Below are 23,674 nucleotides of genomic sequence, written 5' to 3'. Positions count from 1 at the left end.
GGCGTATTTATGCAAAGTGCTGAGCAGCATCAGACGGGGTCCACCCCTGATCAACAAACCAGCTCATCTTCCAAAGGAAAAAGTAAGAATCTCGGCATTCTTCTAGAACTGATTAAATTCATTAGACCGTATCAGTGGAAAGTTATCGCCGCGCTGGTGGCATTGGTTTTGACGGCGTCATTAACACTGTCAGTTGGCCAAGGTGTGCGACTTTTGATAGATGAAGGTTTTGCCCAGCAGTCGACGCAAGAGCTCAGTAATGCTATTCAACTCATCCTCTTACTGACGGTGATGATTTCAATTGGGACCTTTTTTCGCTTTTACCTTGTTTCTTCGGTAGGAGAGCGCGTGAGTGCCGATATTAGGTTAGCGGTTTTCAACCATGTGATAACTCTGCACCCTAGCTACTTTGAGACTCATAGTAGTGGTGACATCATGTCGCGGATCACAACGGACACGACTTTGCTGCAAAGTATCATTGGCTCTTCATTTTCGATGGCGATGCGTAGCGCTTTGATGTGCATTGGCGCGTTAATCATGCTGTTTGCAACCAATATCAAATTGACGCTGATCGTTCTAGCATCGGTTCCTTTTATTCTCGTCCCTATTTTGTTTTATGGCCGCCGAGTAAGAGCTTTGTCCCGTCAGAGTCAAGACTCAATGGCTGATGTAGGGAGTTATGCAGGTGAAGCCATTGAGCATATCAAAACTGTTCAGAGCTACAGCCATGAAGCACAAGAAAGAGCTTCATTTGCTATGGAGGTTGAGAGGGCGTTTGAGATCGGTCGGCAAAGGGTTAAGCAACGCGCAATATTGATTTCGGGTGTGATTGTCATCGTGTTTAGCGCAATCGCAGGTATGCTCTGGGTGGGGGGTCGAGATGTTATCCATGGAACTATGTCTGGAGGTGATCTCGGCGCGTTTGTCTTTTATGCCATTATGGTGGCTTCTTCACTCGCGACCATTTCTGAGGTGCTGGGAGAATTGCAGCGAGCGGCAGGGGCAACTGAAAGGCTTATTGAGATTCTGCAGGTCGAGAGCCACATTGTTGCTCCAAGTAATAAGGTGGTATCGACCCAACAACTCGCCAGCGAAGTGATATTTGATGATGTCACTTTCCATTATCCTTCGAGGCCTGAACATACCGCGATTGAGCATTTAGCCCTCAAGGCTGAAGAAGGAAAAGTGCTGGCATTGGTCGGGCCTTCTGGGGCAGGGAAAACCACGTTGTTCGAACTTCTTCAGCGTTTCTATGATCCGCAATCAGGGCAAGTGACTTTGGGTGGCGTTGATGTTCGCCAAATGGATCCGAATCAACTGCGTCAGCAAATGGCTCTCGTGCCTCAACAACCCGCTTTGTTCAGCAATAATGTGCTTCACAATATCCGCTATGGCAACCCTGAAGCGACAAATGAACAAGTAATTGAAGCCGCGAAAAAAGCACACGCACATGATTTCATCATGAAATTACCACAAGGTTACGATAGCTTCCTTGGTGAGCGGGGAGTGCGCTTGTCAGGTGGTCAGCGTCAGCGTATCGCCATCGCACGGGCTATTCTCAAAGATCCTAAAATTTTGCTTTTGGATGAAGCGACCAGCGCACTAGACAGCGAGAGTGAACACCATGTTCAACAGGCGTTGGAAGCGCTTATGCACAACCGCACGACCCTCATCATTGCTCATCGCTTGTCGACGATTCAGCATGCTGATCAGATTGCGGTGTTAGACAGCGGTCAGCTTGTGGATGTGGGCAACCATAATCAGTTACTGCAAAGCTGTGAGCTGTACCAGCGGTTGGTTGAATTGCAGTTTAAGCCTATGGACCGATAACGCTTACCCATAGGCGATGGCGGAAAACAAACATCTCTACAAACTCAAGGAAAGAATAATAATGAGCAGTCAGTTGAAACAGCTTTGTCATACGATTTTACCCGGCAATAAAGAAGAATCACCCGCCGAGCACTTTGCCAAAATGGCAGCATGGTGTGAGGAGCATAATGTCGCTCACGATATATATGGCGAAGGAGAAACCATTCAGGCGTTTGAGCAGAAAGTGGCGGATTTGCTTGGTTATGAAGCTGGTTTGTTTGTCATCACGGGAACGATGACACAACCAACCGTGTTGGAGTTGGTCACCAAACAGAAACGCAATCCAGTGGTGGCGATGCACCCTTCCAGCCATATCTATGTCCATGAAAGGCAAGGTTACCAACTGCAAAATCGTTTCAGTATTCTTCCGGTTGGTAACCTATATCAGACATGGTCATTAAGTGATCTCCAGGCATGGCCGGATGAAATTGCGGCGGTATTGTATGAATTGCCAATGCGTGAAATTGGTGGCCAACTGCCAAGTTGGGAAAGTTTAGAAGAGATTAAGTCTTACTGCTCAGCGAATGATATCCATCTCCATATGGATGGTGCAAGACTATGGGAAACCGCTGCCTATTATCAGAAGGAATATCATCAAATCGCTAAAGGCTTTGATACCGCTTATGTATCACTTTACAAAGGGATCAACGGTCTGGGTGGCTCTATGCTACTAGGATCAAAGGAATTTGTTGAGCGCGCATCGATTTGGATGAAACGTCAGGGAGGAAACGTTTATCATCGCACACCTTATATTGTGTCAGCGGCAATGCAGTTTGACGATAGATTGGCAAAACTGCCTGCACTTTTTGAGCGAACTAAACAAGTTTACAAGATTATCCGAGAGTATCCGGCTCTTGCAGTGAGACCCGCTGAACCTCAGTCAAATATGCTGCATCTAATTGTTCCTTTTAGTTGTCAAGAAGTGAAAGAGCTGCAACACGCTTTTGCCACTAAAGAAGGTATTTGGTTCGGTCACCCACAAGTTACTGCGCATCCAAATCAATCCATCATAGAATGGTATGTTGGTGACAATCTATTGGAGTTCGAAGACAATGCTCTGAGAGATTTTTTCGCTAAGCTGCTGGGTGACAAGGCGTGAGTCAATCACATGGGATCTCAATCTGAGAGCCGGTTAACATGCCTAATTGGAAGCTTAATGTATTCTAAGCGGATTCTTTATAGAGGACTCTATCAATGTCAAAAAACTCCAAGCTGCACAATGAAGATAAGCTGGTTAAGAAAGCGCTAGAAATAGGTGCAAAGATGGCTAAGATGCAGGGATTCGAGCTGCCTAAGTCGCCTCAACCAGTGAGAGTCAAAGCGATTTACCTATTTTTGGTTGATGCTAAGCAAATAACGCCGTTACCTGATAGCAAACTTGACGGTGCCAATATCAAGCATAGACTCGCATTGTGGATCCACAGTGCATTGCCTGATAACGATCCTTTAAAATAGAAAAGATCCAGATGTAAAAAGATGAACCAAATGGTTTAATGCCGTTTGGGCTATAGGCTTGAAGCATCCTAGGATTGTATGATAGTCCTCACTAACTTGTTAGTGGGGGTTTTTTATGTTTGCTCAAAAATAGTTTTGGAACATGAAACTATTTGGGCTCCACCGCTTTGTTTGAAACTTCTGTAGCGGTTGGGAGAGCAATTATCGACCCCGTATTCAGGTAGCCCGTCTGCGGGCCGAAGGAAAAAGTTATAGGTACCACCACGTGCCTTCTAGGGGAGAGCCAGTAGGTGCATACAAAAAACCACCGGCTATGCCGGTGGATACTTTTACTTTTATCTGTACAGGAACAATAACTTAGTCTTCGTAGTTCTCGATGCTAGGACAAGAACAGATTAGGTTACGGTCACCGTATACGTTATCTACACGGTTAACGGTAGGCCAGTACTTCCAAGACTTAGTGGCAGGTGAAGGGAAACAGCCAAGCTCACGCGAGTATGGGCGATCCCATTCTGCAGCAGAAAGATCAACTTGAGTATGCGGAGCATTAACTAGAGGGTTATTCTCTAGTGGCCATTCACCATTCTTCACTTTAGCCATCTCTTCGCGAATTGCGATCATTGCTTCACAGAAGCGGTCGATCTCTTCTAGATCTTCGGATTCTGTTGGCTCAACCATTAGCGTACCTGCAACAGGGAACGACATAGTTGACGCGTGGAAGCCGTAGTCCATCAGACGCTTCGCGATATCTTCTTCGCTGATGCCTGTTTCTTCTTTAAGCGGACGAATATCAATAATACATTCGTGTGCTACGCGGCCGTTCGTACCACGGTAAAGAACAGGGTAGTGAGGGCGTAAGCGCTCCATCATGTAGTTCGCGTTCAGAATCGCAACTTTAGTTGCATCTGTAAGGCCAGCTTCACCCATCATGGCGATGTAAGCCCAAGAGATAGGTAGAATAGAAGCGCTGCCTAGGTCTGCCGCAGAGACTGCAAAGTCTTCGCCTTCAACACCGTTTTCGATGTGGCCAGGAAGGAATGGCGCTAGGTGCGATTTCACACCGATAGGGCCCATACCTGGACCGCCACCACCGTGTGGGATACAGAAGGTTTTGTGCAGGTTCAGGTGAGAAACGTCAGAGCCGATGAATCCTGGAGACGTCAAGCCAACCTGTGCGTTCATGTTTGCACCGTCTAGATAAACCTGACCGCCAGCCGCATGAACCATTTCACACACTTCTTTCACTTGCTCTTCGTACACACCGTGCGTAGAAGGATAAGTGATCATAATGCTAGACAGATTGTCTTTGTGCTTCTCGATCTTAGCGGCAAGATCTGCCATATCAATGTTACCGTCGTCATCACATTTCACTACGACCACTTTCATTGACACCATAGAGGCTGTCGCAGGGTTAGTACCGTGCGCTGAGCTTGGGATCAAACAAACGTTACGGTGACCTTCACCGCGGCTGTCATGGTAGCGTTGAATCGCGATGAGACCTGCGTACTCACCAGACGCACCTGAGTTTGGCTGTAGGGAGAAATCGTCGTAGCCTGTGATTTCACACAGCTTCTCTTTCAAGTCTTTCGCTAGAGCTGAGTAGCCCGCTGCTTGTTCGATTGGTGCGAATGGGTGAATGGAGCCAAATTCAGGCCAAGTCACAGGGATCATCTCAGCCGCAGCATTCAGCTTCATTGTACAGCTGCCCAGTGGAATCATACCGTGCGTCAGCGAGAAGTCTTTGTTCTCAAGCTGTTTCAGGTAACGCATCATCTGCGTTTCGCTGTGATGCGTATTGAACACTGGGTGAGTTAGGTATTCTGAAGTACGACGAAGCGCTTCAGGAATTGCTGCGAACTCGTTGCCTGCGATTTCAGAAGAAAGCGCGTTGATTTCTTCTTTTACGCCGAATACGGCAAATAGTGTTTCGATGTCGCCTGTTGTCGTTGTCTCATCGAAGCTCACACCTAGCTTGCCGTTTAGCTTGCGTAGGTTGATGTCTGCTGCTTGTGCTTTCGCGTACAGCTCTTCTGTCTTACCAGCAGTGTTGATAGTAATGGTATCGAAGAAGCTGTTGTGCGCAAGTTCATAGCCTGATTTAGTCAGACCAGCTGCAAGAATAGCTGTCATATGGTGAGTACGGCGAGCAATAGTACGTAGACCTTCTGCGCCATGGTATACCGCGTAGAATGACGCCATGTTTGCCAGCAGTGCCTGAGCCGTACAGATGTTTGACGTCGCTTTTTCGCGGCGGATGTGCTGCTCACGAGTCTGCATGGCCATACGTAGTGCTTGGTTGCCTTTTGTATCGATAGATACACCGATAACACGACCAGGCATGGTACGTTTGTGTTTGTCACGTGTCGCCATAAAGGCTGCGTGTGGACCACCGTAACCCATAGGCACGCCGAAACGTTGAGCGGAGCCGATGACAACGTCTGCACCCATTTCGCCTGATGGCTTCAATAGTGCTGAAGCAAGTAGGTCAGTGGCGACGGCAACCAGTGTTTTGTTGGCTTGTGCTTTGGCGATGATGTCCGTCAGGTCGCGGACTTCACCCGTAGTACCTGGGTACTGTACCAGTGCACCGAAGACATCTTGTTCCGGAAGTGACTCAAGGGAGCCGATGAGTACGTCAAAGCCAATGTATTTGGCGCGAGTCTTAACTACCTCTAGCGTTTGCGGATGAACATCATCTGCGACGAAGAAAACGTTGCTCTTGCTCTTACCGGCACGCTTACATAGTGTCATAGCTTCGGCAGCAGCAGTTGCTTCATCAAGAAGAGACGCGTTAGCGATATCCATTCCCGTCAAGTCCATCACCATTTGCTGATAGTTCAGCAGTGCTTCTAAACGGCCTTGAGAAATTTCTGGTTGGTAAGGGGTATAAGCTGTGTACCAGCCTGGGTTTTCCAATACGTTACGTAGAATCACGTTTGGCGTGAAGGTGTTGTAGTAACCCTGACCGATGAATGTACGTTTAATTTGGTTTTGATCTGCGAATTCACGCATCGCAGCCAGCATGTCTGCTTCGCTCAATGCTTCAGCCATTGTCATTGGCTGTTCTAGGCGAATTTGAGCTGGTACGGTTTCGTCGATCAGTGCGTCAAGACTGGCAACATTGATCGCATCCAACATTTTTTGTTGGTCAGATTGATTTGGGCCGTTGTGGCGAGCAACGAACTCATTTTGTGTGCTGAGGCTTTGAAGTAATTCAGTCATTGTCCTTTACCTACTCCATCATTCGGGTATCGGATATCATTACTGATATAAATAATTATACGTCCGAACTTTGAAAAAAAGCTGCCTCCCGTTCGGGGGCAGCTTTAAACTCGTCCTAATTACTCGTCTTCGATCGAGTTTAGGTACTCTTCTGCGCTTTTCAGATTATCTAGCTCTGATGCATCTGACATCTTCACTTTAACAATCCAACCGCCTTCGAAAGGTTCTTCGTTGATTAGCTCTGGGCTATCTTCTAACTCTTCGTTGATTTCTAGAATCTCACCAGTGATTGGCGCGTAGATATCTGAAGCTGCTTTTACAGATTCAACCAAAGAGAAGCTATCACCCGCTTCGATCTCTGCTTCAACTTCAGGTAGGTCTACGAATACAACGTCACCTAGCATTTCTTGTGCATGCTCTGAAATACCGATAGTTACTGTGCCGTCACCGTTGTCACGTACCCACTCGTGGCTATCTGCAAACTTCAGTGTGTTGTCCATTGCTTAATCTCCAAAAATATAACTTTGATTAAATTGTTTATTGGTAAAGTGGGTAGCGATTACACAGCGCTTTCACTTCTTTGCGAACGCGTTGTTCTACTTCTGCGTCACCTTCAGGGTTGTTCACCAATCCGTCCAGTACATCGCCAATCCAGTTACCGATGAGCTTGAATTCTTCAGCGCCAAAGCCGCGGCTTGTTCCCGCAGGCGTCCCCAAACGGATGCCCGATGTAATCATAGGCTTCTCTGAATCGAATGGGATGCCATTTTTGTTACATGTGATCCCCGCACGTTCCAACGCTTCCTCAGCCTTGTTACCTTTCAAGCCCTTAGGGCGAAGGTCCACCAGCATTAGGTGCGTGTCTGTTCCGCCAGTCACAATGTCACAACCGCGAGTTTGCAATACTTCCGCCAGAACTTTTGCGTTATTGATCACTGAATCAATATAAGTATTGAATTCAGGGCCTAAAGCTTCACCGAAAGCGACGGCTTTAGCTGCGATCACGTGCATCAGTGGGCCACCTTGAAGGCCTGGGAATACCGCTGAGTTGATTTTCTTGATGATGTCTTCGTGGTTGGTCAGAATCATACCGCCGCGTGGGCCACGCAATGTTTTATGCGTTGTCGTTGTAACAACGTGTGCGTGTGGCAGTGGGCTAGGGTGAGCACCAGTCGCAATCAGACCTGCGATGTGCGCCATATCGACCATTAGAATCGCATCAACTTCATCAGCGATTTCACGGAATTTTGCGAAGTCGATAGTACGAGGAATAGCACTACCACCAGCGATGATCATTTTTGGTTTGTGCTCAAGGGCTAGAGCACGAACATCTTCGTAGTTGATTTCTAGTGATTCACGATCCACACCGTACTGAACGGCATTGAACCATTTACCAGAAAGAGCAGGGCGCGCACCGTGAGTTAGGTGGCCGCCAGCATCCAGAGACATGCCAAGGATAGTGTCGCCAGGTTGAAGCAGAGCAAGTTTAACTGCGCCGTTTGCTTGTGCACCTGAGTGAGGCTGAACGTTAGCAAAATCGCATTTGAACAGCTGTTTAGCACGTTCAATCGCAATGGCTTCTACGGTATCAACATGTTCACAACCGCCGTAGTAACGACGACCAGGGTAGCCTTCTGCATATTTGTTGGTTAGGCAAGTGCCTTGAGCTTGCATCACTGCTTTAGAAACAATGTTTTCTGAAGCAATGAGCTCGATTTGTTCATTCTGACGAGTATTTTCCGCTTGGATTCCTGCGAAAACCGCGTCGTCTGTAGCAGCAAGATTAGTCGAGAAAAAGTTCTCTAGGCTGTGATTTTGGTAAGTGTTGTTCATGGTAGATGACCTTCCATTCGTGCTAACGAGATTATTAATAGGGTTATCGTTCTCGTTAGTCCTCTTTCTGTTTACTGCCCTCAAACACCGAAGACAGGGTGAATTCTATACCCCTAAGCGATGTGTCAAATCTCGGGGAAAAGCCGAATCTCACTGTTAAATCAATCTATCAGTCAGCTCGGAAACCGCATCTCTACAACTAACAAGTTGGTAACATAGCGGTTGTTACAGGAACAATCAACCAAAAATTTCCTATTGGAAACATGGTTTCTAAAATTGTTACCAAGAGCACGGTTTATTTCCTGTGCTCATCTTTCCACTCTGATGATGTTCGGGCACAATGAAAATGGAACAGGAAGTGGACGTTTAATAAGAGGGAAACATGCCCGAAGATATCTATGATGAGTACCCATCTTTGACATTGGCGAAAGAAGCTGCCGATCAAAATATCGAACCCCTAAAATTGGGCGAGAGAATCAAGGATATTCGCGGTAAGTTGGGGATTACTTTGGAAGAGGCAAGTCAACGTACTGGGCTGGCGCGTTCTACCTTGAGCAAGATTGAGAATGAGCAGATTTCTCCTACGTTTCAGGCGATGCAAAAATTGGCGCTTGGATTACAGATAGATATGCCACAACTCTTTGAACCACCAAGGAAAAAAGTCGCAACAGGCCGTAGGGATATCACCAAAAATAATCAGGGGAAACCACACCCGACACCGACCTACGAACATGAGCTCTTAGCGACTCAGCTTTCCAATAAGAAAATGATGCCTTTTAAAAGCCAAGTGCATGCTCGAAACTTTGAAGAATACGGGGATTGGGTACGTCATGACGGTGAAGAGTTTTTGCTGATTTTGTCCGGTTCAGTCATGTTCTATTCGGAGTTTTACGAGCCGGTAGAATTGAGTGAAGGCGACAGTGTTTACTATGACGCGAATATGGGGCATATGCTGATCTCGACCAGTGAAAAAGACGCTAATATTTTGTGGGTGACTGCGAAATAATGCGATTTATAAAGAATTTCGTATAGTGAAAGCAAACGATTGCCTTTGCCGTTCATATAAGTACAATAGCGCCATTTCAGGCAGAGATAGCCTGAAATGGCGTTTTCTTTTTGGTGCACTGAATGTGAATATGATGTTAAATGTCACACTTTAGACTGTTCCCCTGCTGTTAGTGGTGCAAAAATTTTCCGCTCGTGTTTATTATTGGAAACAAGGTTTCCTTGAACGGAAAACGAACCTGATTAAATGGAGACAACAATGACTCAAGATCTACTCAAAACACCACTTCATACGCTTCACGTAGAAGCTGGTGCGAAAATGGTTCCTTTCGCTGGCTACGACATGCCAGTCCAATACAAACTGGGTGTAAAGAAAGAGCACTTACACACTCGCGACGCTGCGGGTCTTTTTGATGTGTCCCACATGGGACAACTTCGTTTGCACGGTGAAGGTGCCGCAGCATTTCTTGAGTCGTTAGTTCCAGTTGACATCATTGACCTACCACAGGGCAACCAGCGCTATGCTTTCTTTACTAATGAAGAAGGCGGCATCATGGATGACCTAATGGTGGCAAACCTAGGCGACCACCTATTTGTTGTGGTTAACGCCGCATGTAAAGAGCAAGACATCAATCACCTTGAAGCTCACCTACCTGCAGGTGTAGAACTAGAGATCATCGATGATCGCGCTTTGCTGGCTCTTCAAGGCCCTAAAGCAGTCGATGTGCTTAAGCGCTTCAACCCAGAAGTAGCCGAGATGCTATTTATGGATGTTAAGACGTTAGACATTCTAGGTGTTGAGTGCATCGTTAGCCGCAGTGGCTACACAGGTGAAGACGGTTATGAAATCTCTGTGCCGAACACGCATGCTGAAGAACTTGCACAGAAGCTAACAGCGGAAGAAGAAGTGGAGTGGATTGGTCTTGGTGCACGTGATTCACTTCGTCTAGAGTGTGGTTTGTGCCTATACGGACACGATCTTGATACAACGACGACACCTGTAGAAGCAAGCCTTCTTTGGGGTATTCAGAAAATTCGTCGTACAGATGGTGAGCGCGCTGGTGGTTTCCCAGGTGCGGATATTATCCTTAAGCAGATTGAAACTAAAGACGTATCACGTAAGCGTGTTGGTCTAGTAGGTCAGACGAAAGCGCCTGTGCGTGAAGGTGCTGAGCTGTTTGATGCTGATGACAACAAAGTCGGTGTCGTGACCAGTGGTACTGCGGGTCCAAACGCAGGTAAGCCTGTCTCAATGGCTTATGTACGTGCAGATCTTGCAGCAATTGGCACTGAATTGTTTGCAGATGTTCGTGGTAAGAAACTGCCTATGACCATTGAAAAAATGCCATTTGTTCCACAACGTTACTACCGTGGCTAATAGAAAATTTAATTCTATGACCTCATATCAGAGAGTTCACTTAGGTGAACTCTTTTTATTGGTACTCGTATCAACTGAATACTCTAAAACGAGAGGTAGCTTAGGTCATTAAATAGCTCGAAGTCATCTGGATGTGATAGATTATCGTCATTTGATATTAATGATAATAATTGAATGGAAAATTTGTATGAGAAAGCTATCCATACTTTTGCCTTTTGTTATGCTATCTAGCGGCTATGCACTAGATGCTCATAGCACAGAAATTTCGCCTTATATAGTTAACGGTAGCTACGCTAGTGTAACAACATACCCCTCTATAATAAGCTTGTTTAAAGATCGTATTGACTATGACAATAAGTATTATGCAGGAAGTTACTGTGGGGGGACGCTACTAAACAATCAGTATGTTTTAACTGCCGCACACTGTATTTATGGTGACGAAGAAACGCAGTTGTTTACTTCCGCTGTACCTAAGCTCCAAAACGAGTCTGATTTCCCATATAGCGTTATTGAACGTGTAATGGTAAATGAGATTTACTACAAAAGTACCTATAACAATTCGACTTTAACCGACGATATAGCGATTTTGAAGCTTGCCAGTCCTATGCAAACATCGAGTTCAGCAGATTATGTAGTCAGGGTGAGCACTGGTGATGATGCTACCTATAGAGACACCTCTGAAACGTTCCACGCAGTAGGACATGGCAATACGGAAACAGGAGTTGATAACAACGACAACCTTCTTTATACCCGGCTAAAGTATGTCTCAAATTCCGACTGTAATGTTTATTCATCCGATACTAGTGCAAATCTTTGTATGACTGGGTATGCGACAGTTGTTTATGATAATGCAACATGTCAGGGGGATTCAGGGGGGCCACTTTACTGGTTGGACGGCAGTACCTATAAACAGGCAGGTATTACTAGCTTTGGCCCTGCAAGTGGTTGTGGTAACACAGCAATTGAACCTAATTCAGTATTTACTGAGGTATTAGATCACGAAGCATGGATAGCCTCTGTGCTTAGCGGTTCTGAAACACCGAAAAAAACCATTACTGACTCAGAAAGAACGACATATCTGAACTCAACTACTTCATCGACAGTAACAACTGATGAGAGTGCTGACTCTTCCAACGGTAGCGGCGGCTCTCTTGGCTTCCTATCTTTCTTATTTATCGGGGCAGCTCTATTTAGAAGAAAACTAACAAGTTAGAATCCAGCCCGTTGCCCTTTCGTAAGCTAAACTTAAAGTTGATGGCTGCGAAAGGGAGACGGGAAGATGAAAAAGCCAATTTGGTTCCTTAGCCTGATACTGGTTAGCTCCCGATTGCTGGCGATGGAAATTTCGCCTTACATCGTGAATGGCAGTAACGCGGACATTACTAATTACCCTTCTTTTGCCAGCCTGTTTTATCGCAATGGCAACACCTACAGTACGTCGAGTTACTGTGGGGCCACTATGCTCAATAGCCAGTTTGTCTTAACTGCCGCTCATTGTATTTATGACAATGAAAGTACTATGTTGTATACCGTGGTGGTCCCCCAGTTGGAGGATGAATCTAACTTCTTGTCCACTCAGCAGGCGAAAGCAGAAGAATTTTATTATCCGGATGATTATATTGATTCAAGTTCTGAGCTTTGGCCTAATGACATTGCCATTATTAAACTTGAGACGCCACTTTCCGTATCTAATTACACCTCTCTCCTCAACACTTCAATCAATAACAGTTTCCCCAGCCCCGCAGATTACAAAGCAATTGGTCATGGATATATTGAAGGTAATGTCGCAGGTGGGACTCAACTTTTGGAAACCTCTTTGGAGTATATCTCTCTGAGTAGTTGCCAATCTGAGTATGGTAGTAAGCTGACGGACAAGCAGATCTGCTTTGGTGGTCCTGAATCTGGAGGTTATCAAAACTCCACTTGTAGCGGTGATTCGGGAGGGCCTGTCTATTGGTATAATGGGAGCCAGTACATACAGGTTGGTATCACCAGTTTTGGCCCGAGTATATGTGGTAACACGGCATTCAATGTGACTTCGGTATTCACGGATGTCTATGACTATACTGGCTGGATCAATAGTGTTATGAATGGGCAGGTTACACCCAAGTATTACGTCACCACAATCAATGGTAACCGTGTCTTGAATAGTAATGTCGATAACAGTGTGAGTGCTCGCTCTGATGGTGGTAGCGGTGGAGCCGTTAACTTTGCTGTATGGCTGATAATCGCAGTGTTCGCATTGAGAGGGAGGCGTTTCAGCCAGCTTAATTAGGCATAATTGAGATTTAAATAAGTATCATAAATGAGAAATTACTATAATTATTTGAAACCTCCGCCTCAAATAGTGCGCGTGAGCATCTATTAATGATTTGTCGTGTTGACTATTTATAACTAAAAGATAATTTTAAATTACATAATAAGTTGAGCCGGAGAGTTCGCAGATGGCAAATCAATGTACTCACGAGATAACCTTTCTTTCAGATATAAGCATGCAATCCAAATTGTTTAAAGACTCTTTAGAGCAAGGCATTCAATTAAATGTATCGATTGTTCCAATTGAAGAGCTTGAAGCATGTGAAGGCAAGACATCTATCCTAGGCGATTACATTCTGTTTGACTACCACTACCTGAACGATGAGAAGTTTGATGGTTACAGTCAGATCCGCTCATTAAGCACTAAGAATCCGAAAGAAATCGTAATTAACTGTCCAAAAGATGTCCCCTCGACCCAGCTATTCAAATGGCGAAATTTAGTGGGTGTGTTTTATATTGATGATGATCTTTCTTTGCTACTCAGGGGCATGGAAAAGATTATGAAAGACGAAATGTGGCTATCACGAAAAGTTGCTCAAGATTATATTGAGCACTTTCGCTGTGCAAATAGTGTTACCACCTCACAAGCTTATGCCAATCTTACCAAACGAGAAAAAGAGATCATGCGCTTGCTTGGACATGGGGCTTCCAATCTCCAAATCGCTGACGAGTTGTTCGTGAGTGAGAATACGGTGAAAACGCACTTACACAATATTTTTAAGAAAATAAATGCTAAGAACCGCCTTCAGGCACTGCTGTGGGCCAATAATAATGTGGCACTAGAAGAAAGAGTGTAGAGTTCTTTGGCGTGAGTAAAACGGGAGCTTTTAGCTCCCGTTTTGGTTAGTCGTATATGGTAGGGATCGGTTGACGCTTATGCTGAGTTGCTTGATAAATCGCGACAAGCTTATCTGAGACATCTTGAGAGACAGGCTTGCCTTCCAAAAAGTCGTCAATTTGGTCGTAGCTTAAGTTCAGTGCATCTTCATCCGCTTTTTGTGGGTCAAGCTCTTCCAAATCAGCGGTGGGCGTTTTCTTCACCAGTAGTTCAGGTGCTCCTAGCGTCGCAGCAACTTCACGGACTTGACGCTTGCTCAAACCAAACAATGGTGCCAGATCGCAAGCCCCATCGCCAAATTTGGTATAGAAGCCAGTAATGTTCTCTGCTGAGTGGTCTGTGCCTAGTACCAAGCCACCCACATAACCAGCAATTTCATATTGAGCGACCATTCGAGCTCGCGCTTTTACGTTGCCTTTGACGAAATCGATCTTGGAGGCTTGTGTTGGAAGAAGGTTGGTGTGTGCAAGCGCCTCATGAGAGGCTGCGTGTAAGCCATCAACTCCTGATTTGATGTTTACAGAGACCGATTGTGAGGGTTGAATGAACTGCAAGGCGATTTGTGCTTCATCTTCGTCTTTTTGCTCTCCGTAAGGGAGGCGTACAGCAATAAATTGATACCCACCTTCTGTTTCTTCATTCAGTTCATTAATGGCGATCTGAGCTAGGCGACCACATGTTGTCGAATCGACACCACCACTGATACCAAGAACTAATGCTTTGCAACCTGCTTCCTGCAATTTGCGCTTAATAAATTCAACACGACGCGAGATTTCGAATTTAGGGTCGATTGACGGCAATACGCGCATCTCGTCGCGGATGAGCTGTTCCATGATGTTTCCTTCCTGCAAGCAATGATTTTAAGAAAATGATGGTAGTATCATACCTAAATGAACAAATTAGAAAACTGTGAACAATGAATTCACATTTATCAGGAAAGAAAATGAACAAAATCGCTGTATTCGGTAGTGCTTTTAACCCGCCCAGCCTTGGACACAAGAGTGTTATTGAATCACTCACTCATTTTGATCGTGTGCTTTTGATTCCTAGCATTTCACATGCTTGGGGAAAAGAGATGCTTGATTACAAAGCTCGGTGCGAGCTAGTTGATGTATTTATTGAAGATCTACAGTCGAGTAACGTCGAACGAAGCGGCGTAGAGGAAGTGCTCTATAAACCAGAGCAGAGCGTGACAACCTTTGCTGTGTTAACGGAACTACAGCGTCAGTTCCCTGAATGTGCCATCACCTTTGTTATCGGGCCGGATAACCTATTTAATTTTGCTAAATTTTATAAAGCAGATGAAATATTGAGTCGATGGTCAGTCATGGCATGTCCTGAAACGGTGAAAGTGCGTAGTACGGACATAAGAAGGGCTTTGAGCGATAAGAAAGACATTCACTCACTTGTGACACCAAAAGTTTACCAATTATTGGTCGAAAGAGAGTATTATTAAGAGAATGGTGTACTAATTATTTTGGTGGTGAATGAAAGGGCCTTTACTGATATTTCTGATGGGGTTGGTTTCTTATGCTGCGGATGGATGTGAGCTGTATAGTACTTACTATCAATCGGATTCGGTGTTGTTTCATTCTCAGCAAGGCGTCTGCTTCTCGTTACTCGATGGTATTCAATACACGGCAGATAAGTTAGATGCTTTTGAACAATGGGTGTCGGAAGAGTCTTCGGCTGATTATTCCTCTTATTGGGCTGATTGGGTTCTACAAACTGAGACCAGCCCTATTTTAAGCCAAAGCCTTGCTTCTAATTATATCGGAATCGGGGTCTGGATGCCGTCTGAATTGGAAGAGCAAGTCCATGTGTCCGAAACTGAAGATTGGATTATGAGTCATGGGTTACAACTAAGCCTTGGCTTCGGTGAAAAGAAACTTGGTGAGCCAAGGTTACGCTTGGACTATCGCTGGCATGATGACTATGAACGTGATGTTATTATGCAGCTTGAGCTTCCCTTCTGACGCCTTCCACTTACCACTTTTTATGATTTGAACATATTTACTACCGCAGGCTGCTCACTGGGTACGGAATGTTTAGCTTGTGCTTTAATGATGGCCTTTGGTTTTTCTGGACGTGAGTAGTAATAACCTTGTATTTGGCTACAACCCATATCGTGCAACTTATCTAACGCTTCTTTGTTTTCCACCCCTTCGGCGACCAGATCGACCTTGAGCTGTTTTGCCAGCTGAATAATGAGCCAGACGACACGTTCAGAGGTTTCATTACTTAGCATGTTGCGAATGAAAGTAGCGTCGATTTTGATGCAGTCAATTGGGTAGTTGTGAATATAATTAAGGCTTGAGTATCCAGTACCAAAGTCATCCAAAGCGACGGTGAAACCAAGCAAGCGTAGTTGCTCAAGTATGAATTTTACTTCATTGGTTTGTGACAGTAGTACAGTTTCAGTCAGCTCAATCGTGAACTCTTCAGGCTTAAAACCGTGTTTACTTACTGTTGAAGTGAGATGTTCCAAGTAGCGATTAGTATCATTGAGTTCATGAGCGGAGCAGTTAATGCCTAGTTTGACTTTATAGCCTAGCCCTTGTTCGAGCTCTTTTTTTGCTTGGCAAGCAAGGTCGATAATACGCTCTCCCAACTCTATAATGAGCCCTGACTGTTCGGCAGCTTCAATGAATTCTAATGGAGAAATCATCCCTAATTCACTGCTCTCCCATCTGGCTAGGATTTCAAAATAATCCCAATGACTTTGATTACGGCGCACAATCGGTTGTGCTAAGACATAAATTTCACATGGGTTTAGGTTCGCTGGTGATAGTTCGTTACGTAACGCGTCAATCACCATAGTTCGTCGGTAGTATTGTGCACTTAAGTGGGTGTCATAGCATTGAACCTGAGAGTTCCTCGATTGTTTGCAATCTTTTAAAGCTAAACTGGCGTTGAGAATTAATTGGTCAGCAGTCAGCCTCTTATCCGTTCTGCGTGCAATGCCTATATTGACACTGACTTTAATGTTGTGGGCTGGGTCTTTGTACCCCGACTCTAGCTTACTGAGAATGTTTCTGCATACTTCAAGTGGATCGCCGCTGTAAGTGATAAATGCGAATTCATCACCAGCAATTCTAAAGGCAAGTTGCTTGTCGTGTATCGATGACTCAATAACATGGGCGACAAACTTAATGACCTGATCGCCAACGTAATTACCATATAAATCATTGATGGATTTAAAGCTGTCGATATCGACGTAAGCGAGTGTGAATGAGTCACTGCTGGTTTCTGACAATCTTTCCAATTTGTCTGACAAGAAGCTTCTATTGAGTAAGCCTGTAAGGTTGTCATGCGAGACTTCATAACTTAGTTGATTAACCAAGCTCTCAGATCGGGCGGAAAGCCACTTCGCTCTCAAACTGTGCACGATGACGTGCGCAAAAAGAGTGTGGTAGTAAATGAGCTCTTTGCTGGTTTTAATAGGAGCCTTGAATGTAGAAAGCAATACACCGAGTACATCACCTGAACGTGTCCTTAAAGGCACACCGAGATAGGCTTGTAACTGGTGGTCTCGGATATACACATCTTCAGGGAAGTCTTGCTCCACATTACTGGCATATAGGACATAATCGAGCTCGGATTTACTGACATGGGCACAAGGGGTGCCCTGTAGAGAATATGAGGTCGGTTTATTCAGAGTCTGATTACATGCATAGGACAAGGTATGCGCATTAAAATTGAATTTATCAATTTCAATGATACAAGTGCAAAAGGATTCAAAATGTTTGTTTAGGACAAGGGTGACCTGATCCAGCAGTGCTGAACCATCGAGCTGGAGCGTTTTATTCACCACATCTAAATCAATAGATGCGAGTTTTCCTTGTAACCTAGCCATTTAATTAACCTACCTTATCGTGATTTAAATCACTTATTTTTTGGTATTGGTTCAATCAAAATATGGTACAGATCTCATAACAATTCAAATTGGAAGGAGATATTTCTTGGCTTAATGCTCTTCCATTTGTTCTTTAGCTAAACGCTCTTTAAGGTAGTCGAGAAACAGTTTTGTCCTAGTATGTTGATAGTCCAGCTTAGGATAATACGCGTAAACTGTTGCTTCATCAGCAGTTATTCGGGGTAGGATACGTTTTAAGGTGCCAGCTTTTAGTTCATCTTTTATCATCACATCGTTGGAAATTAAAATCCCCATGGCATTTTTAGCGGCGTAAAAAAGTGCTTCGGGGTTAGTAGTTGCAAGATTTCCTGACAAAATGATCTTCTTTCCATTCGTCAGTGTTATTTCACGATGTGGCCGTTCTCCCCATATTAGCGTGTTGTGTTCAGTCAACTCATCAACCGATTGTGGTTCACCGTATTTATCCAAATATTCAGGCGAAGCGTAGAAGCCCGCTTTGTGCTCGAACAGTGCTGAGGCTTTAAAACTGAGTGAATTAAGCTGTTCAATCTCACGGCTGATGAACAGATCTAGGCTGAGCTCAGGTAGCTGGCCGGGAGTGGTGGTGATTAACTGAATGCGAATGTCAGGGTACATTTGCAGAAAATCATTCAGATACTGAACTAGAAATTTAGAACCGACGGCAATGGTTGCCCCGATCTTAAGCAGCCCAGCGGGTGTCTGATTGACTGAGCGGGTTTCATCTACGATGGATTGCCAACCTTCTATTTGGACCTTCGCTCGTTCATAAAATAAAGCGCCAGCTTCCGTTTGGGTAACGGTTCGAGTTGTCCGCTTAAGTAGCTGCACGCCAATCCTTTCTTCGAGCCAATGGACACGTTTACTGATAGCTGAGCTAGTAGTGTTCATCTTTCTGGCTGCCCCGTTGAAGCTGCCTTCATCCACTACTCGTATGTAGCTTTGAACACTTTGTATCCAGTCCATGGTATTCTCCAATTGATTCTTATCAGGAAATAATCAGTTTCCAATTGAGGATATTATCATTCATCAGCAACGAATTTAAACTTTATTGCATACAGATGCAACGAGGTGAGGCTATGAAGAAAACGCCAATTTTGCTGGCGATGATGATAATTGCAACGGGCCAAGTCGGCGTGAGTATCTATCTACCATCCTTACCTATGATCAGCGAAACGTTGCAGATCAATCAAGCTGACGTACAGCTTCTTGTGACGTTATTTTTAGTCGGTTTTGGGGCTTCTCAACTGTTCTATGGCCCGCTATCCGATGCGATAGGGCGTCGCCCCGTGTTTCTCCTTGGGCAAGGAGTCTATCTGTTCGGGACGGTAATATGTGTGCTGTTCTCTCATAACTTGTGGATGCTGGTGTTTGGACGTTTGCTACAAGGACTCGGGGCGGGAAGTGCTTCGGTCCTAGGACGAAGTGTACTTCGCGACTGTTATGACGGTGCGGAGCTGACCAAGGCCCTTTCTTATGTTTCGGTCACCGCCTCTATTATGCCGGTGATTGCTCCGGTGTTTGGTGGCTGGGTGGCATTCTATCTAGGTTGGGAAGCGGTATTCATATTCGTTCTGCTCTACTTGGCGGCAATTTTTATATTGGGTTACCTCATTTTACCTGAGACTATGAGTTATGGTCGTTCCCCATTTAAAATCAGGCAAGTGGTGAAGAACTACGGTAAATTGATGACGAACAAACAAGTGCTCAGTAGTGCGAGTTATAACTGGACGACTTACCTCGCTTGTCTGGTTTCTTTATCAGTTATGCCATTTATGTTACAGCATGAGTTGGGGTTAACCGCCGCAGAGTACGGTTCGGTAATGGTTATTCCGTCTGCAGGATTACTCGTAGGGACACTGGCTTTAAATGTTTTGAACCGTTATTTAAGTACCCAGCAGCTTATGGCGTTGGCCATTTTTATCATGATGGCTTCTGGAGGATGGTTAATCTTCACGGGCTTTACCCTGTTTAATGTTATCTGGTCTTTCACTTGGATGACCATAGCACAAGGCTTATCATTCCCTTTGTCAATCAGCCTGTTACTCGCTCCTCATAAAAGGCAAGCAGGTTCTGTGTCTGCCCTGACTGGCTCCATTCAGATGTGTCTTGCCGGTGTGCTGGGGGGATATTTAGTTGAAAATTGGATACAGAGTCAATCTGCATTAGGCATGTTCTATATGGTATCAGCCAGTATCATGGCAATGGTGCTTTACTCAAGCCGAGTTAAGGCTACTACCCAACAAGAGTTTGCTTGAAAGGCGTTGGGTGGCTGATACAATGCGCCCCAATAATTGAAAAGACGATCTGAGAGGTCGACGATGGAACATAAACAGTTCGAAGAATTAGTCACGGCACTTTGTTCAAAAGAGAACCTACCGCAAGCTCTTGAAGTGTTGAAACAACATGAAAATGAAGACGTTGCTGAGGCGGCGCAGTCTCTTACTGGTCAGTTTGCTTTGGCAGAAGTTGACGGTGAACAGCGTATTTACCATGTGACGATGCAAGAAAATGAGCAGGGTGAAGAACAAGAATACGTTGAGCATGTGATGAACGAAGGCGATGACGTGATTCGCTTTGTTGCTTGGTTCTTTGAAGTAATGTTCGATGTAAAGCGTAAAGACACCTATCAGGCCGCAGGTAAAACGTACCAACAACCCAAACGCGCTAAATAGTCGAGTTTACGTTTTCTGTAAAAACAAAGCCCCATATTTGGGGCTTTGTTTCTTTTTAACCAACGGAGCTTTGGTTGTTATCCATAGTGACCACATTGTCGGGCACGCTACTTAACCCTTTTTCCGCTAGCCAAGCTTGCAGATTGTCGGCGCCACCTGTGTAATGACCGTCAAGCCAGATCTGAGGAACGGTTACCGGTGTTTTTTCTCCGATAATGGCTTTCACCTCCGGGATCATGCGATACAGAGCCGCACTGTCTTTAACGACATCGTGATACTGGTAATCAATCCCAGCATCATCAAGTAACTTCTTGGCTTTCACACAGTAAGGGCAGGTCGCTTTTCCATAGACAATGTTCCCTTTCAACGTATCGCGTTTGGTCCACTCTTGGATAATAGACTGTACCAACACACCGCGATTCAAGGCTTCACCTTGGCTGACCACTTTGCCTTCGACCATAAGAATAGGAGCATGCCAAGCTCCAACCTTCAACGGTTCCCACCAATGAGAGAGCCAATCTTTCACTTCCAATTCAACGGGAACATCGGCCAATTCATTCTCAAATGTATCTTTGAGAATGTCTTTGGTCAGGGTGCATTCACCACACGGAATTTTTACACTGAACGGTCCCCAACTACCGGCCCAGCGATATAGTGTTACTTTGATTGGATCTGTCATAGAGCTCTCTCCCTTAAATGCCTTTAACTAATAGAACGGCGCGCGCTGATATTTATTTCAATTTGCGGGATTTTTTTGATTCCCATTGAGTAATAAAAGCGACAGATGCAATGATGATCGCGGCTCCTAACCACAGTCTACCTGGTGGTACCCAACTGAACACGCTCCAACCTGCTAGCACATTGAGTGGTAATTTTGCATGATCAAAAGGTTGAACAAACGATGCATCGGCCACGGAATACGCTTTTACAATAGCCCATTGAGCTAATGCAGTCAGTGCTCCAGCGGCGAACAGCACAAGCCAAATAGTCCCGCCAGAGGGTGTCTGCCAGTCAGGGATAGCCAGTAGAATGTTAAAAGGGGTAATAAGAAGGAGCAGATAAACCACCATGGTAGAGGGGGAGTCATTAGAAGACAGTTTCTTAACCATTAAGGAATAGCAAGCCCAGAAGAAAGCTGCGCCAATAGGTAGTAATGCTGCCCAGCTAAAATCAGTAGACCAAGGCTCAAGAATGATCATTGCACCAATGAATCCAGCGAGTGTCGCGCTCCAGCGAGCAAGCCCCACCTTTTCTTTTAGGAACAGGCCAGAGCCAACGGTTGCGAACAGCGGTGAAGTCATCAATAGGGCAATGCCTTGCCAAATTGGTACAGGATAGGCGAGTGCCCATAGCCAAAGTTGAATACCAATCACAGAAAGAAAGACACGGAAAATATGCCAGCCGAGATGCTCAGTGCGTAAGGAGCGTCTAATACCTAGCGTTTTTAGGTAAGGTAGAATCACAACTAATGCGATCGCATACTGAATGAAAGCGACGGTTGTCGAAGATAAGCCAAAATTGATGCTGGCGATTTGTGCGAGGCTGTTTACCAACGCAAAAGCCAAGCCTGCAGTGAGCATCCAGCTCGCGCCCTGTATAGGGTGGTGGGATTTTGAAGCCATAATCGTTGTGTTAAAAAAATAATAGGCTGAATCATACGATGTTCTTAGGAGTACGTCATCAGCCTATCCTGTTGTACTTCATCAAAAAACTGAAGAAACAAGATGTGCATATTGCTTGGCAGCGTGTTGTATCACTCGTTTTGGGGCGTTTTTGTTGCCAGATAAAACCAAATGTGGGTAGCCGCAATCTGTTCTATTGTTCCAGCTTCTCTTCAATTTGCTTCAGGGCTTTTTGATACATTAGCCATGCACTCGCTCCAGCGAATATGTTCCCAGCGAGAGCTCCCCAGAAAAGCCCTTCAATACCACCTATTTTTGCACCTAACCATAGGCAAGGTAGGAAGAAGGCGAAAAGGCGAAGCGCTGAGATGGTTAAGGCGGTGTAAGACTTACCGAGTGCATTGGCAATGGAAACCATCAACATACATATTCCGAGTGGCCCTAAACTGAAAGGGACGATTAGTAGGTGCCAAACAAGGATCTCAGAGACCTGCGCTTCACTGGTCATTAGAGAGGCTAACCAATCTGCCGACAGCCAAGTCAGCAACGCAATCAGCAGTTGAAATCCGACCACAAACTGGCTAGCAATGATGACCAGACGGCGAATATCAGCGATGTTTTTGGCCCCGAGTAATCGTCCGATCATCGGTGGCATGGACATAGTCAAGGCTAACACCGAGACAATGGCGAAGAATTCAAACCGGGAGCCCAGTGCCCATGCGGCAACCGCGGCAGTACCAAATCCTGCGAGTAATTTTGTAGCTAGCATCGACGAAAGAGGGGGAAGGAGTTGGCTTATCATTGCTGGCCCCATGATATTACCAATAGATTTCACACTCTTTATGATGTCGAGATCACTCCAGTCAAAGCTCATCCAATGTTTACGTGTGACCTTAGGTGCAACGATCAGGATACCGATACCAAAGGCGATAATGGTCGCGATGGCAGCGCCGTTCAGCCCGAGATCGAGAGTAAAAATGAAAATTGGATCCAGTATAAGATTAAGTACACTGGTGACCATCATCATCGTGCCTGGCAGCATAGTATTACCATTGGCTCGGCAAACACTGTAAAGGAAGTAGAGTAGAGCGCCAGTCCATGCACTGGCTAGCCAGTAGAGCCAATAGCTATCGATAACAGGGTAGATTGTTTCAGGAGCACTGAGTAACTGAAGAATAGGAACACGAATCAGATAGATCAGAACTGAAATAATGGCAACACCGATGGTTCCTATCGCAATCACTAAACCGCCAAGCTGGTGGGCAAAGCGTGTTTTTTTGGCTCCTATCGCCTTCGCAATGACAGCCGTTGTTGCGATACCCAGCCCCACTTGAATACCGATAATGATCATTTGTATCGGCAATGTGAATCCTTGTGCTGCAAGTGGCAACACCCCGAGTTGGCCAATAAATGCACTGTCAACCAGTTGGAAGCTCATCAGAGACAACACGCCAAATAACATCGGCCAAGTCATCTTGAATAGTTGTTGCCCCAGAGATGGGGATGTTTCAATGTATGTAGCAGTCATATTGTTTAATCATTCGGTAAAATAAAAGACCGAGGCAT

The 23,674-nt window shown here is 45.2% G+C and carries 21 protein-coding genes; 12 read left to right on the top strand and 9 right to left on the bottom strand.

Annotation, left to right across the window (positions count from 1 at the left end):
• The first annotated feature begins 9 nt into the window (after positions 1 to 9).
• From L1D31_RS02315 to L1D31_RS02305, 3 genes are all read left to right on the top strand, one after another.
• The gene (locus L1D31_RS02315) at positions 10 to 1,830 is read left to right on the top strand and encodes an ABC transporter ATP-binding protein/permease (protein WP_239835479.1); all 1,821 of its coding nucleotides are present in this window, start codon (positions 10 to 12) and stop codon (positions 1,828 to 1,830) included.
• A gap of 61 nt (positions 1,831 to 1,891) precedes the next feature.
• The gene (locus L1D31_RS02310) at positions 1,892 to 2,968 is read left to right on the top strand and encodes a beta-eliminating lyase-related protein (RefSeq protein WP_239835478.1); all 1,077 of its coding nucleotides are present in this window, start codon (positions 1,892 to 1,894) and stop codon (positions 2,966 to 2,968) included.
• A gap of 95 nt (positions 2,969 to 3,063) precedes the next feature.
• Positions 3,064 to 3,324, top strand: a complete 261-nt coding sequence (locus L1D31_RS02305) for a DUF5062 family protein (protein ID WP_239835477.1) — start codon at positions 3,064 to 3,066, stop codon at positions 3,322 to 3,324.
• Positions 3,325 to 3,681: 357 nt separating this feature from the next.
• On the opposite strand, the gene gcvP is transcribed toward L1D31_RS02305, so the two are convergent.
• From gcvP to L1D31_RS02290, 3 genes are all read right to left on the bottom strand, one after another.
• Complete coding sequence (gene gcvP, locus L1D31_RS02300) at positions 3,682 to 6,546, bottom strand: aminomethyl-transferring glycine dehydrogenase (RefSeq protein WP_239835476.1); 2,865 nt, start codon at positions 6,544 to 6,546, stop codon at positions 3,682 to 3,684.
• A gap of 119 nt (positions 6,547 to 6,665) precedes the next feature.
• Positions 6,666 to 7,046, bottom strand: coding sequence for a glycine cleavage system protein GcvH (gcvH, locus tag L1D31_RS02295; RefSeq protein WP_006961445.1), 381 nt, complete (start codon positions 7,044 to 7,046; stop codon positions 6,666 to 6,668).
• 37 nt (positions 7,047 to 7,083) lie between these two features.
• A complete protein-coding gene (locus L1D31_RS02290; RefSeq protein WP_006961444.1) occupies positions 7,084 to 8,379 on the bottom strand; it encodes a serine hydroxymethyltransferase in 1,296 nt (431 codons plus the stop codon).
• 382 nt (positions 8,380 to 8,761) lie between these two features.
• Between L1D31_RS02290 and L1D31_RS02285 the strand changes: the two genes are divergently transcribed.
• The 5 genes from L1D31_RS02285 to L1D31_RS02265 all read left to right on the top strand — a co-directional run bounded on the left by L1D31_RS02285 (position 8,762) and on the right by L1D31_RS02265 (position 13,875).
• Positions 8,762 to 9,385: an XRE family transcriptional regulator gene (locus L1D31_RS02285; RefSeq protein ID WP_239835475.1), complete on the top strand. Its 624-nt coding sequence runs from the start codon at positions 8,762 to 8,764 to the stop codon at positions 9,383 to 9,385.
• Between the two features lie 258 nt (positions 9,386 to 9,643).
• Complete coding sequence (gene gcvT / locus L1D31_RS02280) at positions 9,644 to 10,762, top strand: glycine cleavage system aminomethyltransferase GcvT (RefSeq protein WP_239835474.1); 1,119 nt, start codon at positions 9,644 to 9,646, stop codon at positions 10,760 to 10,762.
• A gap of 187 nt (positions 10,763 to 10,949) precedes the next feature.
• On the top strand, positions 10,950 to 11,975 hold the full coding sequence (locus tag L1D31_RS02275; RefSeq protein WP_239835473.1) for a trypsin-like serine protease: 1,026 nt from the start codon (positions 10,950 to 10,952) through the stop codon (positions 11,973 to 11,975).
• 66 nt (positions 11,976 to 12,041) lie between these two features.
• On the top strand, positions 12,042 to 13,037 hold the full coding sequence (locus L1D31_RS02270) for a trypsin-like serine protease (protein ID WP_239835472.1): 996 nt from the start codon (positions 12,042 to 12,044) through the stop codon (positions 13,035 to 13,037).
• Between the two features lie 169 nt (positions 13,038 to 13,206).
• Complete coding sequence (locus L1D31_RS02265) at positions 13,207 to 13,875, top strand: LuxR C-terminal-related transcriptional regulator (protein WP_239835471.1); 669 nt, start codon at positions 13,207 to 13,209, stop codon at positions 13,873 to 13,875.
• 46 nt (positions 13,876 to 13,921) lie between these two features.
• On the opposite strand, the gene nadE is transcribed toward L1D31_RS02265, so the two are convergent.
• Positions 13,922 to 14,749 carry an ammonia-dependent NAD(+) synthetase gene (gene nadE, locus L1D31_RS02260; RefSeq protein WP_239835470.1) on the bottom strand — a complete coding sequence of 276 codons (828 nt, stop codon included), beginning with the start codon at positions 14,747 to 14,749 and terminating at the stop codon, positions 13,922 to 13,924.
• Between the two features lie 110 nt (positions 14,750 to 14,859).
• Here nadE and L1D31_RS02255 point away from each other — a divergent pair, with 110 nt between their 5' ends.
• Entirely contained in the window at positions 14,860 to 15,372 is a 513-nt protein-coding gene (locus L1D31_RS02255) for a nicotinate-nicotinamide nucleotide adenylyltransferase (RefSeq protein WP_239835469.1), read from the top strand.
• A 31-nt stretch (positions 15,373 to 15,403) separates the two neighbouring features.
• Positions 15,404 to 15,892: a hypothetical protein gene (locus L1D31_RS02250; RefSeq protein WP_239835468.1), complete on the top strand. Its 489-nt coding sequence runs from the start codon at positions 15,404 to 15,406 to the stop codon at positions 15,890 to 15,892.
• Positions 15,893 to 15,912: 20 nt separating this feature from the next.
• Here the strand turns inward: L1D31_RS02250 and L1D31_RS02245 are convergent, their stop codons facing one another.
• Both L1D31_RS02245 and L1D31_RS02240 read right to left on the bottom strand, forming a co-directional pair.
• Positions 15,913 to 17,772, bottom strand: a complete 1,860-nt coding sequence (locus L1D31_RS02245; protein WP_239835467.1) for a GGDEF domain-containing phosphodiesterase — start codon at positions 17,770 to 17,772, stop codon at positions 15,913 to 15,915.
• A gap of 111 nt (positions 17,773 to 17,883) precedes the next feature.
• Positions 17,884 to 18,777: a LysR family transcriptional regulator gene (locus tag L1D31_RS02240; protein WP_239835466.1), complete on the bottom strand. Its 894-nt coding sequence runs from the start codon at positions 18,775 to 18,777 to the stop codon at positions 17,884 to 17,886.
• Positions 18,778 to 18,890: 113 nt separating this feature from the next.
• Here L1D31_RS02240 and L1D31_RS02235 point away from each other — a divergent pair, with 113 nt between their 5' ends.
• Positions 18,891 to 20,069, top strand: a complete 1,179-nt coding sequence (locus L1D31_RS02235) for a multidrug effflux MFS transporter (protein ID WP_239835464.1) — start codon at positions 18,891 to 18,893, stop codon at positions 20,067 to 20,069.
• A gap of 63 nt (positions 20,070 to 20,132) precedes the next feature.
• Entirely contained in the window at positions 20,133 to 20,486 is a 354-nt protein-coding gene (locus L1D31_RS02230) for a hypothetical protein (protein ID WP_239835463.1), read from the top strand.
• A gap of 55 nt (positions 20,487 to 20,541) precedes the next feature.
• Here L1D31_RS02230 and L1D31_RS02225 read toward each other — a convergent pair whose 3' ends face one another.
• The 3 genes from L1D31_RS02225 to L1D31_RS02215 form a co-directional block, all read right to left on the bottom strand.
• The gene (locus L1D31_RS02225) at positions 20,542 to 21,165 is read right to left on the bottom strand and encodes a glutaredoxin (RefSeq protein WP_239835462.1); all 624 of its coding nucleotides are present in this window, start codon (positions 21,163 to 21,165) and stop codon (positions 20,542 to 20,544) included.
• Positions 21,166 to 21,217: 52 nt separating this feature from the next.
• A complete protein-coding gene (locus L1D31_RS02220) occupies positions 21,218 to 22,108 on the bottom strand; it encodes a DMT family transporter (protein ID WP_239835461.1) in 891 nt (296 codons plus the stop codon).
• 193 nt (positions 22,109 to 22,301) lie between these two features.
• Positions 22,302 to 23,636 carry an MATE family efflux transporter gene (locus L1D31_RS02215; RefSeq protein WP_239835460.1) on the bottom strand — a complete coding sequence of 445 codons (1,335 nt, stop codon included), beginning with the start codon at positions 23,634 to 23,636 and terminating at the stop codon, positions 22,302 to 22,304.
• Between the last annotated feature and the right edge of the window lie 38 nt (positions 23,637 to 23,674).

Origin of the sequence: Vibrio sp. Isolate23 (assembly GCF_022398095.1) — a bacterium.
GTDB classification, from domain to species: Bacteria; Pseudomonadota; Gammaproteobacteria; order Enterobacterales; family Vibrionaceae; genus Vibrio; species Vibrio coralliilyticus_A.
The sequence above is the reverse complement of the archived record's forward strand: the minus strand, read 5'-3'. Positions and strand labels throughout refer to the sequence as shown.